At 66.5% G+C, this 12,149-nt stretch carries 12 protein-coding genes; 5 read left to right on the forward strand and 7 right to left on the reverse strand.

The features are described 5' to 3' along the window. Window positions 1-22: 22 nt before the first annotated feature. A complete protein-coding gene (locus QCD75_RS17680; protein WP_301230713.1) occupies window positions 23-847 on the reverse strand; it encodes a sugar phosphate isomerase/epimerase family protein in 825 nt (274 codons plus the stop codon). 193 nt (window positions 848-1,040) lie between these two features. Here QCD75_RS17680 and QCD75_RS17685 point away from each other — a divergent pair, with 193 nt between their 5' ends. The 4 genes from QCD75_RS17685 to QCD75_RS17700 all read left to right on the forward strand — a co-directional run bounded on the left by QCD75_RS17685 (window position 1,041) and on the right by QCD75_RS17700 (window position 5,061). Next, entirely contained in the window at window positions 1,041-2,378 is a 1,338-nt protein-coding gene (locus tag QCD75_RS17685) for an MFS transporter (protein WP_301230714.1), read from the forward strand. Continuing rightward, window positions 2,378-3,280, forward strand: a complete 903-nt coding sequence (locus QCD75_RS17690) for a transketolase (RefSeq protein ID WP_301230715.1) — start codon at window positions 2,378-2,380, stop codon at window positions 3,278-3,280. Before QCD75_RS17685 ends, QCD75_RS17690 begins: the two co-directional genes overlap by 1 nt. Continuing rightward, entirely contained in the window at window positions 3,277-4,269 is a 993-nt protein-coding gene (locus QCD75_RS17695; RefSeq protein WP_301230716.1) for a transketolase family protein, read from the forward strand. Before QCD75_RS17690 ends, QCD75_RS17695 begins: the two co-directional genes overlap by 4 nt. Before the next feature lie 132 nt (window positions 4,270-4,401). Beyond that, the gene (locus QCD75_RS17700; protein WP_301230718.1) at window positions 4,402-5,061 is read left to right on the forward strand and encodes a GntR family transcriptional regulator; all 660 of its coding nucleotides are present in this window, start codon (window positions 4,402-4,404) and stop codon (window positions 5,059-5,061) included. A 3-nt stretch (window positions 5,062-5,064) separates the two neighbouring features. Here QCD75_RS17700 and QCD75_RS17705 read toward each other — a convergent pair whose 3' ends face one another. The 5 genes from QCD75_RS17705 to QCD75_RS17725 form a co-directional block, all read right to left on the reverse strand. Continuing rightward, window positions 5,065-5,844, reverse strand: coding sequence for an SDR family NAD(P)-dependent oxidoreductase (locus tag QCD75_RS17705; RefSeq protein WP_301230719.1), 780 nt, complete (start codon window positions 5,842-5,844; stop codon window positions 5,065-5,067). A gap of 124 nt (window positions 5,845-5,968) precedes the next feature. After that, complete coding sequence (locus tag QCD75_RS17710; RefSeq protein ID WP_301230720.1) at window positions 5,969-7,726, reverse strand: DUF4389 domain-containing protein; 1,758 nt, start codon at window positions 7,724-7,726, stop codon at window positions 5,969-5,971. 50 nt (window positions 7,727-7,776) lie between these two features. Beyond that, window positions 7,777-8,223, reverse strand: a complete 447-nt coding sequence (locus QCD75_RS17715; RefSeq protein ID WP_301230721.1) for a flavodoxin family protein — start codon at window positions 8,221-8,223, stop codon at window positions 7,777-7,779. Beyond that, entirely contained in the window at window positions 8,220-9,275 is a 1,056-nt protein-coding gene (locus tag QCD75_RS17720; RefSeq protein WP_301230722.1) for a zinc-dependent alcohol dehydrogenase family protein, read from the reverse strand. Before QCD75_RS17720 ends, QCD75_RS17715 begins: the two co-directional genes overlap by 4 nt. Next, window positions 9,272-9,568: a hypothetical protein gene (locus tag QCD75_RS17725; RefSeq protein ID WP_301230723.1), complete on the reverse strand. Its 297-nt coding sequence runs from the start codon at window positions 9,566-9,568 to the stop codon at window positions 9,272-9,274. The genes QCD75_RS17720 and QCD75_RS17725 overlap by 4 nt, the downstream gene beginning before the upstream one ends. Before the next feature lie 433 nt (window positions 9,569-10,001). Between QCD75_RS17725 and QCD75_RS17730 the strand changes: the two genes are divergently transcribed. Continuing rightward, a complete protein-coding gene (locus QCD75_RS17730) occupies window positions 10,002-11,492 on the forward strand; it encodes an amidohydrolase (RefSeq protein ID WP_301230724.1) in 1,491 nt (496 codons plus the stop codon). Between the two features lie 10 nt (window positions 11,493-11,502). On the opposite strand, the gene QCD75_RS17735 is transcribed toward QCD75_RS17730, so the two are convergent. Further along, window positions 11,503-12,012 carry a hypothetical protein gene (locus QCD75_RS17735; protein ID WP_301230725.1) on the reverse strand — a complete coding sequence of 170 codons (510 nt, stop codon included), beginning with the start codon at window positions 12,010-12,012 and terminating at the stop codon, window positions 11,503-11,505. Window positions 12,013-12,149 lie beyond the last annotated feature (137 nt).

Below are 12,149 nucleotides of genomic sequence, written 5' to 3' on the forward strand. Positions count from 1 at the left end.
TGTTTGTTGTGGCTTTTGCCGGTCAGATGAGGTCGGTGATGTAGCTGGCGGCCTTGGCGGCCGCGGCCGGGCGTTCCTCGTGGGTAACGTCCCGGGTTTCGAGTTCGAGCGAGAAATGCCCGGTGTAACCCTGCGCGGCGGCAGCCCGGAGCCCTGCTGCGAAGTCCGCGTGGCCGTTGCCGATGCTCAGGTTGATGTTTCCGGGGACCGCGTCACGGAGGTGGATGTGGGAAATCCGGCCCTCGTGGCGCCGGAGGTACTCCAGCGGATCCTCACCGGCGGCCACGATGTGGCTGAAGTCCATGACGATTCCGACGCCGGATCCCGTCAACCGCTGGGCCAGCAGCTCGGCGCGCTCGAGGCTCCAGCAGAACCGGAGGAAGTGCAGGGATTCGGTCCAGAGTTCGACGCCGAACTCGGCTGCGCGCTGGCCGGCGTACATCAGCCCGGCGGCGATGGTGTCCAGATCCTCCTCAAGGCTCCGGACCGGATCGTGGCTCAAGGCTCCGCAGGGAAGGACCAGGGCCCTGGCACCTGTATCCGCCGTGAGGGTGAGCAGGGCCTCGAGGTGCCGCTCGCGGGCCGCGACGCCCTTGGCGTCGAGCACGGCGTTCAGGTCCCCGACGTCCCCGTTGACCGAGCGGACCCGCAGCCCCGAGGCGACGACCTCGGCCGCCACCGCGGCGACGGCGCCGGCATCCAGGTCATAGGGGACGTGGTCACAGACGCCGGGGAGCGCGCCAAGGTCTATTTCCCCGAAGCCGAGGTCGGTGATGGTGCGCAGCGCCGCGGGCAGGTCCTGGTGGCGGAAGCTGATGGATGAGCAGCCGAGTCGGGGGTTGAACATCGTCGTTGATCCTCTGGTCATGCCCGGGGGCGGTGGTGATGTAAACCACATTACGGATGTCGACTGTCAACAGTCAACCTTTGAAGTTGACTGTTGACATTAAGGTATGGCGACGGTCACACTGGCGTATCATTTGTTAACAGTCGACAGTGGTGGCGCGGAGGCGTCAGTCGCTATTCGAAAGGGATTCACAATGAGCAAAGAAGCTCTGACCATGAGGGGCCCGATCCACGGCACCAAGGATGCAAAGCGGGTCGCCATCGGTTCCGGCGTCGGCGCAGTGATCGAGACCTACGACTTCATCGGTTTCGGCACGGCCGCCGCCCTGTATTTCGGTACGGCATTCTTCCCCACCGGAGACCCGGTGACGGGCACCCTTGCCGCCTTCGCCACGCTGGGCGTCGGATTTGCCGCCCGTCCCATCGGCGGCATCATAGGCGGCCACCTGGGAGACAAGCTCGGCCGCAAGCCGGTTCTGGTCGCATCGCTGATTCTGATGGGCATCGCCACCTTCGTGATCGGCCTGCTGCCCACCTACAGCCAGGTCGGCCTGCTGGCTCCTGCCCTGCTCGTGTTCGTCCGCATCGTCCAGGGCCTGGCCTTCGGCGCGGAATGGGGCGGCGCGATCCTGATGAGCTACGAACATGCCCCCTGGAAGTCCAAGGGCAAGTACACCGGCATGGTCCAGGCAGGCTTCCCGGTCGGGTTGCTACTGGCAAACCTGGTGTTCCTCGCCAGCGCCCAGCTCGGCGGCGAACTCTCCTGGCGCATTCCGTTCCTCGCCAGCATCGTGCTGGTCGCCGTCGGCCTCATCATCCGTTCCAAGGTCCCCGAGTCCCCTGTTTTTGACGAGGTCAAGGACAGCGGCGACATTGTGAAGTCGCCCATCACGGAGGTCCTCAAGACCGACTGGCGCAACATCGTCAAGGGCATCGGCCTCCGCATTGCCGAGACCGCAGGTTACGCCGTGTCCATCACCTACATGATCTCCTACCTGAACAGCCAGCATCTGGCCGACAAGACCCAGACCCTTGTGGCGCTGTGCATCGCCTCGGCCATCGGCATCTTCGCCACCCAGGCCTGGGCCCGGCTGACGGACAGGATCGGCCGGCGCCCGCTCTACATCTGGTCCTGCGCCTTCGCCCTGGTGTTCGGCATCCCCATGTTCCTGCTGGTCAATACCGGACTCTTCATCCTGATCATCGCCACCCTCGTCGTTTCGTACGCTGTGTGCCAGAACTCCCTCGCCGGCGCCCAGGGCGCCTGGTTCCCGGAGCTTTTCCAGGCGAAGACCCGCGCCTCCGGCGCCTCGCTCGCCTACCAGATCTCGGCCATGGTCTCCGGCTTCACCCCGTTCATCACCACGCTGCTGTTTGTCAGCTTCGGGTGGATGGGACCGGCACTGCTCTTCAGCCTGTACGCCGCCATCGGCCTCTGGGCCGCCGTCGCCACCCGCGAAACCTGGGGCAAGCGCGAGCGCCAGCTCGCGGACGAGGCCAGCAAAAGCACCCCCGAATCGGTGATCGTCTGATGGCAGCAACGCAGGCAGTTCAAACGGCCGGGCGGATTCCCGGCGAGACGGCAACGGAGCGCACGGCGCGCGTCAGCGGCGCCGCATATCGGATCCGGCACCATGCCCTGAACATGGGCGAGGTGCAGGGCCAGGGCTACGTGGGCCAGGCCCTGGGCGCGGCGGACATGCTCGCCGCTGTCTATGCGGACCAGTTGCGCTTCCGCGCCGACGATCCGGAGTGGTCCGGCCGCGACCGGTTCCTCCTCTCCACCGGCCACTACGCGATCGGGCACTACGCGGCTCTGGCCGAGGCCGGGATCATCCCGGTCGAGGAACTGGAAACCTACGGCTCGGACGATTCACGGCTCCCGATGTCCGGGATGTCCACCTACACCCCGGGGATGGAGATCTCCGGCGGCTCCCTGGGCCACGGGCTCTCCATCGCGGTCGGCATCGCCCTGGGCCTGCGCCATCAGGGCTCCACTGCGAGGGTCTACAACTTCCTCTCGGACGGCGAACTCGACGAAGGTTCCACCTGGGAGGCCGCGATGGGCGGCCACCACCACCACCTCGGCAACGTGACTGCCATGGTTGATATCAACGCACTGCAGGCAGACGGCAAGACCGACACGGTGCTCCGCACCGAACCCGTCACCGAAAAGTGGGAGGCCTTCGGCTGGTACAGCCAGCGCGTGGACGGCAACGACATCAGCGCGTTGCTGGCAGCATTCGACAACGCAGCAGCACAGGCCGCCGCCACTGGACGTCCGTCCGTGATCCTGTGCGACACAAAAGTCGGCCGCGGCGTGCCGCTGCTCGAAGACCGCGAAAAGGCGCACTTCATGCGCATCGAGGAACACGAATGGCAGACCTGCCGTGAGCAGTTGACTGCAGGATACGAAGAGAAGGCCAGCCGATGAGCACCTCCACCGCACCGAAGCTGAAAACCTCAGCCATGATCGCGTCCTTCGCGGACCCGGGCCAGAAAACCGCGTCCGCCCCGTTCGGGCACGCCCTGGTCAAGGCGGCCCAGGACAACGACAAGATCGTCGGCCTGACCGCCGATCTGGGCAAATACACCGACATGCACATCTTCGCCCAGGCCTGCCCGGAACGGTTCTTCCAGATGGGCATGGCCGAGCAGTTGCTCTTCGGGGCCGCCGCCGGTCTGGCCGAGACGGGCCTGGTGCCGTTCGCGTCCACATACTCCGTCTTCGCCGCGCGGCGGGCGTACGACTTCCTTTGCCTGGACGCGGCCGAACCGAACCTGAACGTCAACATCGTCGGCGGTCTCCCGGGCCTGACCACCGGGTACGGGCCCAGCCACCAGGCCACCGAGGACATGGCGATCTTCCGCGGCATGCCCAACCTGACCATCGTGGACCCGTGCGACTCCCTGGACATCGAGCAGGCCGTCCCCCAGCTCGCCGCCAGCGCAGGACCCAGCTACCTCCGCCTGCTGCGCGGCAACGTCCCGACCGTCCTGGACGAATACGACTACAGCTTCGAACTCGGCAAGGCCAAGGTCCTGCGCGGCGGCGCCGACGTCGTCTTCATCTCGAGCGGCCTGATGACCATGCGCGCCCTCCAGGCCGCAAAAGCCCTCGCCGCGCACCACGTCGACGTCGCCGTCGTCCACGCCCCCACCATCAAACCATTCGACGCCGCGACGGTCCTCGCGGAGCTCAACACTGACCGCCTCGCGGTGACGCTGGAAAACCACAGCGCGGTCGGCGGGCTCTTCGAAACTGTCGCGTCCGCCGTCGTCACCGCCGGCCTGGCCAAACGCGTCGTACCGATCGCCCTGCCGGATCAGTTCCTCGACGCCGGCGCCCTGCCCACCCTCCACGACCGCTACGGACTCACGGTCCAGAAAATCGTGGCGAAGGTACTGGGAGAACTGGGCTAGCAAGCGGCAACGGCAGAAGCGCGGCACGGGCACAGGCCTGTTCCGCGCTTCTGCCGTAGGATCAACAGTTAACACACCAACGGTTAACAGTGAGTTGTCAACCGTCACCACGCGATATTGAGGACACCCGCCATGGCCGGAGCTACAGCACCGTTGCTGGGACTCGAGAAGAAGAGTCTCCGCGAACAGGCATTGTCCGCGCTCCGCATCGCCATCACCAGCGGGGAACTTGAACCAGGACGGCACCTCGTGGAGACCGAGCTGTCGGACATGCTGCAGATCAGCCGCGGGACCCTGCGGGAGGCCCTGCGCCAGCTGGAGCAGGAGGGCCTGCTCTCCGCGGGGCCGCGGGGCAGGCTGTCAGTGCGCCACCTCGACGCCAAGGAAATCCGCGACATTTTCGCGGTGCGGGCCGCGCTTGAATCGCTCGCCGCCCGCACGCTGTGCGAACTGCCGGACCGGGTGCAGGTCGCTGTTTCGCTGCGCACCGCGATTGGTGCCATGGCGGAGGCGGCCGAAGGCAGCCTCGAAGAGCGGATCGAATCCGACCTCGAATTCCATCGGACCATGTGCCGCCTCACCGGCAACGAAACCCTGCTGCACTCGTGGGAGTCCCTGGAGGGTTCCATCCGCATGTCGATCATGTTCGCGGGCGTGGAGCGGGCGGTCAGCAACATGAGCGTCGACCGGCACTACGACATCGTCACGGCAATCGAGTCCGGCGACGCCTCGCTGGCGCGGCAGACCATCCTCGAGCACATGGACGGCGCCGCGGCGAACCTGGTGGCGTAGCCCCTAGTAGTCCACGATCGCGCCGGCGGAGATGTTGACCGTGGCGTCGGTGATGGCCCCGGCCTTGTCCGAGGCCACAAAGCAGGCGACGTTCCCGACATCCGCCAGCGTGGCGGTGCGGTTCAGGTGGGCGGACCTGGCGATCTCCACGATGATCTCCTCCCGCCCCTCCGTCTGCCACGGGATCGTCTCGATGATCCCGCCGGACACCATCGTGACCACCCGGATGCCGTGTTTGCCCAGTTCCAAGGCCCATTGCCGGCGAAGCCCCTCCATCGCGTCCAGGGCCACCTTGAAGCCGCCGAGACCGGGCAGGGTCTGCGGACCGGAGCCGCCGAACATCAGCACCACACCGGAGTGCTGTTTGATCATATGGGTCGCCGCGGCCCGGGTGGTGAGGAAATGGGCCCGGGTGGCCAGGCTGATCGGCTGCGTAAAGTCATTGACGTCGATGTCCATCAGGGGCTGCTGGACGTCGCCGAAGGAAATGACGTTGAAGGAGATATCGATCCTTTTGCTCTTCCTCGCCACCCGGTCCACGAATGCGTCGACCTGTTCCTCGTCCAGGGCATCAACGACGGACGTTTCGGCCCGGCCGCCCTCCTCCTGGATGTCCCGGGCTACTTTTTCCAGCCGTGACCCGGTACGTCCGGCGAGGTGGACGAAGGCGCCTTCCGCTGCGAAAGCCCGGGCGACGGCGCCGCCGATGGAACCGCCCGCACCATAGATCAGCGCGGTTTTGCCCTGCAGCAACCCGCTTCCCGGCACCTCGTTGTTCAGCATGATCCCCTGCCTCCCGCCGTGGAGTGGTAAATTCCCTCCACTATGTTCTCGCCGGAAGCCGCTGGCAAGAGGCGTCGGCCAGTTCAGGTGGCGTGGCGCTGCGGGAAGAGACGCCCCGGGCGGTTCAGGCGCGCGGCGGATGGTCCGGGCTGGCGGGCGCTTCCGGCTCATCCGCGCCGTGAGCTGCCGGGCCGCCGATGCCGTAGAAGCCCGCCTCGTCCCGGGCCGGACCGGGCTGACCTGCCCCACGGGGACCTGATGTAGCCGGACCTGTCCCAACCGGCCCGGCCAGGGCGGCCCCCGTGGCGTGCTGGCCGTAGTCGGACGGCGCGGCACCGGGACCTCCCGGAACCGGCGCGAATTCGGGCCCGGCTGGCGGCACCGCAGGGGGAATCGCAGCCGTGTCGCCCGGATCCCGGGGCCCGATGTCCAGGTGGAACGGAGGGTACTCGTCGCGCATTAGGGAAACGTAGGCGCTAACGCGGTAGATCCAGCGGTTCAGACCCATCAGGAAGTCGAAGAGACCCCGAGGGTACACACCGGTGAACAGCAGGATGACCCCGGCGATGAAGACCAGCAACCCAATCAGGGAGGCCCCCACGCCGACCTGCACCCAATGGCCGTCGCGGTATACCCAGGTCTGGGCGGTCCCGGTCAGCAACGCGATGATCAGCAGGTGTGGGATGGCCAGCAGCCAGGACTTGACGAGCACCAGGCCCCGGGACAGTTTCTCGGGATAGTCGACGTCGAAGTCAGCGGGGTAGTCGGTGCGCTCCAGGGTGAAGGGGGGATAGATGTCCGTGCCGAGCGCCCCGTAGGAGTAGAAGGCCACCCGCCAGCTCCAGCGGATCACCCCGACGTTGAAGTTGAACAGCGAGCGCGGGTAGCGCCCGGTGAACAGGATCGCGAACCACGCCACGATCGTCACCACGCCGAACGCAAACCAGAGGAAGAAGAGGACGATGAAGTGCGGGATCGCCAGGAGCCACTTGAACAGCCACTTCCAACGGGACAGGTTCGGGTCCAGATAGCCGCTGAGCCGGGCCGGATAGAGCACCCCGGCACCCGGCGGAACGCCCGCCACCGCACCCGGCACCGCACCCGCCGCGTAAAGCTGGGGTGCGGAGGACCCGGCCAGCGGCTGCGGCTGGCCGGACACTGGCTGCGGCTGGCCGGGCACTGGCTGACGGGGCAGAGGGGGGCCGGCCTTGCCGCGGCCCAGCCCTGCTGCGCCAAACACAATCAAGGGAACTCCAATGAGCAGGAGCACGATGCCGCCGATCAGCAGCCCGATGAAGACGGGCCACAGCAGGTCGGAGCGGGCTCCGGCTTTCATTTCCACGGCCACCGGGGCGCTGGCATCGGCGTTCATGATCACCACAGCCCAGCTGCCGGAGCGCAGATCCCATTTCAGCTGCTGCTCCCCCGGGCCGGTGGCGGACGCAGCCCAAAAGCTTTGGTCCGCGGGCCTCGCCGGAACCTTGGCCCCGGCCACATCGCGGTACTCCACCCGGAACGGGTTGAACCGGACCTCGGTGATCTCGGAGTGGCTGACGCCGTCCAGATAGGCCGCCACGTCGCTCCGCGGCCCGATCCCGATGAAGACATCCTTGCCGGCCAACGCGGAACCGCTGAGCATGAGACTTCCGACGACGCCGACCGGGGCGGTTTCCGGCACTCCGCCGTCGGTCATGATGTCCAGGCGGGGTGTTGTCAGGGCGTAGGAGTTCGTGACGTAGCGTTCCGCCGGGCTCGTGAAGTATCCGTTGTCCCGTTGCAGGTAGTTGGCGAAACCCGCGGCTCCGGCGCCGGCCAGCAGCCCCAGCCCGATGAGCGCGCTAAGAGTTCCCAGCACCAGCATGACTATCCGGCCTGGTCGCATGGCCGCCGTCCTTTCAGATGACTCAGATCAGCTGACTCAGATCAGCTGACTCAGCTCGTGAGTGAGGTGAGCAGGGTTCGTGCCCATCCCTCGGCTTTCTCGATTTCGCCGCTGCGCAGCGGTCCTTCGCTGCCTCTTACGTAGAACGGCATGGGTTCGGCGATTATGTCGGCCCCGCCGGCCTTCAGGGCATGGGTTATCTTCTTGGCAGCGTCGCCGTGGATGAACATCCGGACGCGGGTGTCGAACGCGGCAGCCTTTACACCGTTGAGTGCACCGTTTCCCAGGGCCGAGAGCAGCGCAGTGATCTTCGGCGTCGGGCGCCATCCGTTGATCGGGCTTCCGACCACGAGGAGGTCCCCGGCCGAGAGAGTCTCGGGCTTGAAGTCCCCGACCGGGACGGAACTCGCCTGGAGCCCGTCGAGCGAGCCGGCGATCGCCTCGGCAACCGATTGTGTGTTGCCGTACGCCGAATCGTAAACAACCAGGGCTTTCATGCCGTGATCACGACCTTCAGAGCCTTCGTTTCCGCTGCCCGGGCGAAGGTGTCGTAGGCCTCCAGGAACTGATCGAAGCTGAAGTGGTGGGTGGCGAACTTCTCCGCCGGCACCTTCTTCTGGGCCACGAGCTTGAGCAGCATCGGGGTGGTGTTGGCATTCACCAGGCCCATGCTGATGTTGATGTTCTGGATCCAGAGGTCCTCAACATGGAGCTCCACGGACTTGCCGTGCACGCCGACGTTGGCCACGTTGCCGCCCGGGCGGACGACGGCGATGCACATGTCGAAAGTGGCCGGGATGCCCACGGCCTCAATTGCCACGTCCACGCCCTGTCCGTCGGTCAACGCGAGCACCTGCTCCTTCCAGTCGGCGTCGCTGGAGAGGACGACGTCGGTGGCGCCGAACTCACGGGACTTTTCCAGCCGGTTCGCGTCAAGGTCGACGGCGATGATGGTGGCGGCACCGTAGAGTCCGGCGGTGGCGATCGCGGCGAGCCCCACCGGGCCGGCCCCCACGACGGCGACCGTGTCGCCCGGCTTGACACGGCCGTACTGAACGCCGATCTCGAAGCCGGTGGGGAGGATGTCGGAGAGCATCACGGCTTGCTCGTCGGTGACGCCCTCCGGGAGTAGGTGGAGGGAGTTTTCGGCGTATGGAACGCGGACGTATTCAGCCTGGGTGCCGTCGATCAGGTGGCCGAAGACCCAGCCGGTTCCGGAAGCGCCTTCCTCGCCCATGCAGTGCGAATAGAGCCCGGTTTTGCAGTTGGCGCAGTGGCCGCAGGACTTGATGCAGGAGATGATGACGCGGTCCCCCACCTTCAGGCTGGTGACTGAGGAGCCGACCTCGGTGATGGTCCCGACGCCTTCATGGCCCAGGATCCGACCCTTGGTCACGGCGGGAACATCGCCCTTGAGGATATGGAGGTCCGTGCCGCAGATCGTCGTGGTTTCCACTTTGACGATCACGTCGCTCGGATTCTGGATCTTGGGATCGGGGACGTCCGTCCAGGACTTTTCTCCGGGACCGCCATAAACGAGGGCTTTCATGCGTTCTCCTTGATTCTGAGGACCGTGGCCGGATCCACAATGCGCAGCCGGCACGGGGTTACGGAGCCGTCGATGCCGGATGACATAACCGATTGGCGGGCGTGATCGTGGAGTTCCTCCATGGCCTCGTACGTCACACGGGCATGGGCGAGGTCCACGACGATCTCGTAGCCGGGAAGTTTGGCTGTCACACGGCGGCAGACGACGTACAGGGCCCGGATGTTGGCGGGGGTAACGACGCCCCGGACGTTGACGCGCGCCGACTCCTCAATGGCGTCGATCCGGATGAGCACTCTGATGCGGGGATCCCCGTGTGATGGGTGCGCGTAGTATGCGCTGGCCCGGTTTCCATGCTGCCTGTGGGTCACGGCGCATCAGAGCTCCCCCCGCGTAGGCTGTGTGCTGATTCAAAGAGGCAAAAATCGTTGGTGACAGTCATGTTGGTTGCGGTCTCCTGCAAGTTCCCGCAGGCGCGGCAACGGGCAGAATGCCTTTTCCTTCCCCAAGGTTCGAGCGAGACCGTACAACTGACAAGCAAGCGGTTCATCCCCAATGGCCGTGCAGGAACCGCCCGAAATCCAGCATGGTTGGAGCGTGTTTCCTGGGCAAGAGGCGAAAGTCCTGTGTCCGGGTAGGCGCCCGGAAACTGCGCCGTCCGCAGGTCCGGATTGGTGCAGTGGCAGGTCCGGATTGGTCCAGAGCGCTCCGGCCCATAGCCTGTTCCCTATGCCTGAGACTCCTGCCAATGCCGTGAACGACCTCGTGCTCGCCTCGGTGCGGTTCCCCGGCGGGACGGCACTTCACGACGTGCACGTGACCGACGGCGTCATCTCGCGGATCGGTCCCGCCGGGATTCCCGGCCACCCCGCTTCCGGAGTGGTTGATCTGGACGGCCGCTGCGTCATCCCGGGGTTGTGGGATGAGCATGTCCACATGACCCAGTGGGCCCTCGCCGCCAACCGGATCGACCTCTCCGGCGCCGCCTCGGCGCGTGAGGCGGCCGACGTCGTACGCTCCCAACTGGCCGGCCATGACGACGGCGGCCTGACCGTGGTGGGCGTGGGCTTCAGGGACGCCGCCTGGGCGGATGTTCCCAGCCGGGAGTTGCTCGACGGCGCCACCCGGGGCCTGCCGACCGCGCTGCTAAGTCATGATCTGCACTCCGTCTGGCTCAACAGCGCGGCGGCCGAACGCTACGGAGTGGCGGTGGACGCCTCCGGGCTGCTGCGTGAGCAACCGGCCTTTGAACTGACCCGCGAGCTGGGCAATCTGCCGGACGCCGTCGTGGATGCCTGGGTGCGGGAGTCCGGGCAGGCGGCGGCGGCACGCGGGATAGTGGGGATTGTCGATTTCGAAATGACCTGGAACCGCGACGTGTGGCGGCGGCGGGTGGCCGGTGGTTTCGACTATTTCCGGGTGGACGTCGGCGTCTATCCGCAGGACCTGTCGCGGGCCATTGCGGACGGGATGCGGACCGGGCGGGAGCTCGACGGCGGGGCGGGGCTCCTGCGGGTGGGACCGCTCAAGGTGCTGATCGACGGCTCGCTGAACACCCGCACAGCGTACTGTGTGGAACCGTATCCGCACGGCGGCCACGGGCTGCTTACAGTGAGCGAACAGGAACTGCTGGAACTGCTGGTCCGGGCCAAGGAGTCCGGGTTCGTTCCTGCGGTGCATGCGATCGGCGATGGCGCCAACGCGGTGGCGCTGAATGCCTTCGCAGCGGCCGGGATCGCCGGGCGGATTGAGCATGCCCAGTTTGTCCGCGGCCAGGACTTCGCGCGCTTCGGCAGGCTGGGCCTGACGGCGAGCGTCCAGCCCGCCCATGCCCTGGATGACCGTGATGCTGCCGATTCCAACTGGGCCGGGCGCACTGACCGGGCGTTCCCGCTGCGGTCGTTGCTGGCTGCCGGGGCTACCCTGGCGCTGGGCTCCGATGCGCCGGTGGCGCCGCTGGAGCCGTGGACCGCCATGTCGGCGGCCACCACCCGGGCGCGGCGGGACGGGCGGGAGCCATGGCACCCGGAGCAGGCGCTCACCCGGACGGAGGCCCTGACCGCGTCAACGCGCGGTCGGGGCCGGATCCGGCCGGGGGATCCGGCGGATATCGCAGTGCTCGACGGCGACCCGCTGGCCGTGTCCGACGCTGTCTTTGCCGCGATGCCGGTGGCCGCGACCCTGGCGGCCGGCCGGTTTACATACCGGGGTGGCGTCTGACCAGCTGGGGTTAACTGCCCTTGACCCGCGACTGGAGCAGGTTGGCGAATGGCAGCTGGCCGTACTCATTCACGAACACGGCGTGGTACCCGGCTTCGGCCGCGTTGAGCTGCCCAACGGGCAGCTCCTTCCACGCGACGATCAGGGACCCGGCGGCCGCGAGCTGCCAGACCAGCCTGCCGTCCCAGTGGCCAGGCGGCTTACCGGCGCCGAAGTCAACGAATTCCTGGATCTGCCGGCGCAGCCCGCGGTTGCCCTTGCTCCCGGGGCCGGCCTTGCCCACATAGAGGACGTCCGCGCCGTCGACCCATTTGGCTTTGAGTGCTTCCGGCTTCAGGGTGGGGTCCTTCTTCTTGAAAATTCCGGCCGTGCTTTTGGCCAGGAACTGCGGCCGGAAGCCCTCGGGCTGCAGCACCGCGAAGATCCCGGGTCTCTGCGGAATCCGGTTGATGTCAAGGTCAGCGAGGGGCCGGAAACCGGTGAACCCGTCCTCTTTCAGTGACTGTCTGTTGACTGGCATGGGTTCCTTGGATCGAGGCGCTGGGCGTTCAATCAAAGCTTACGGATAGTCAGCTCCGTGGCCCCTTTTGGTGGCCGCTTTTTGTCGCAGGTGCCCGATAGTGTGTTTCCATGGACGGCAAGCAGGAGCCCGGTGTG

The organism is Arthrobacter sp. PsM3 (assembly GCF_030433895.1).
GTDB lineage: Bacteria > Actinomycetota > Actinomycetes > Actinomycetales > Micrococcaceae > Arthrobacter.

What these genes read in the sequence shown, in the direction of transcription:
- QCD75_RS17680 (WP_301230713.1), bottom strand. Translation starts at nt 847, where the DNA reads ATGTTCAACCCCCGACTCGGCTGCTCATCCATCAGCTTCCGCCACCAG.
- QCD75_RS17685 (WP_301230714.1), top strand. Translation starts at nt 1,041, where the DNA reads ATGAGCAAAGAAGCTCTGACCATGAGGGGCCCGATCCACGGCACCAAG.
- QCD75_RS17690 (WP_301230715.1), top strand. Translation starts at nt 2,378, where the DNA reads ATGGCAGCAACGCAGGCAGTTCAAACGGCCGGGCGGATTCCCGGCGAG.
- QCD75_RS17695 (WP_301230716.1), top strand. Translation starts at nt 3,277, where the DNA reads ATGAGCACCTCCACCGCACCGAAGCTGAAAACCTCAGCCATGATCGCG.
- QCD75_RS17700 (WP_301230718.1), top strand. Translation starts at nt 4,402, where the DNA reads ATGGCCGGAGCTACAGCACCGTTGCTGGGACTCGAGAAGAAGAGTCTC.
- QCD75_RS17705 (WP_301230719.1), bottom strand. Translation starts at nt 5,844, where the DNA reads ATGCTGAACAACGAGGTGCCGGGAAGCGGGTTGCTGCAGGGCAAAACC.
- QCD75_RS17710 (WP_301230720.1), bottom strand. Translation starts at nt 7,726, where the DNA reads ATGCGACCAGGCCGGATAGTCATGCTGGTGCTGGGAACTCTTAGCGCG.
- QCD75_RS17715 (WP_301230721.1), bottom strand. Translation starts at nt 8,223, where the DNA reads ATGAAAGCCCTGGTTGTTTACGATTCGGCGTACGGCAACACACAATCG.
- QCD75_RS17720 (WP_301230722.1), bottom strand. Translation starts at nt 9,275, where the DNA reads ATGAAAGCCCTCGTTTATGGCGGTCCCGGAGAAAAGTCCTGGACGGAC.
- QCD75_RS17730 (WP_301230724.1), top strand. Translation starts at nt 10,002, where the DNA reads ATGCCTGAGACTCCTGCCAATGCCGTGAACGACCTCGTGCTCGCCTCG.
- QCD75_RS17735 (WP_301230725.1), bottom strand. Translation starts at nt 12,012, where the DNA reads ATGCCAGTCAACAGACAGTCACTGAAAGAGGACGGGTTCACCGGTTTC.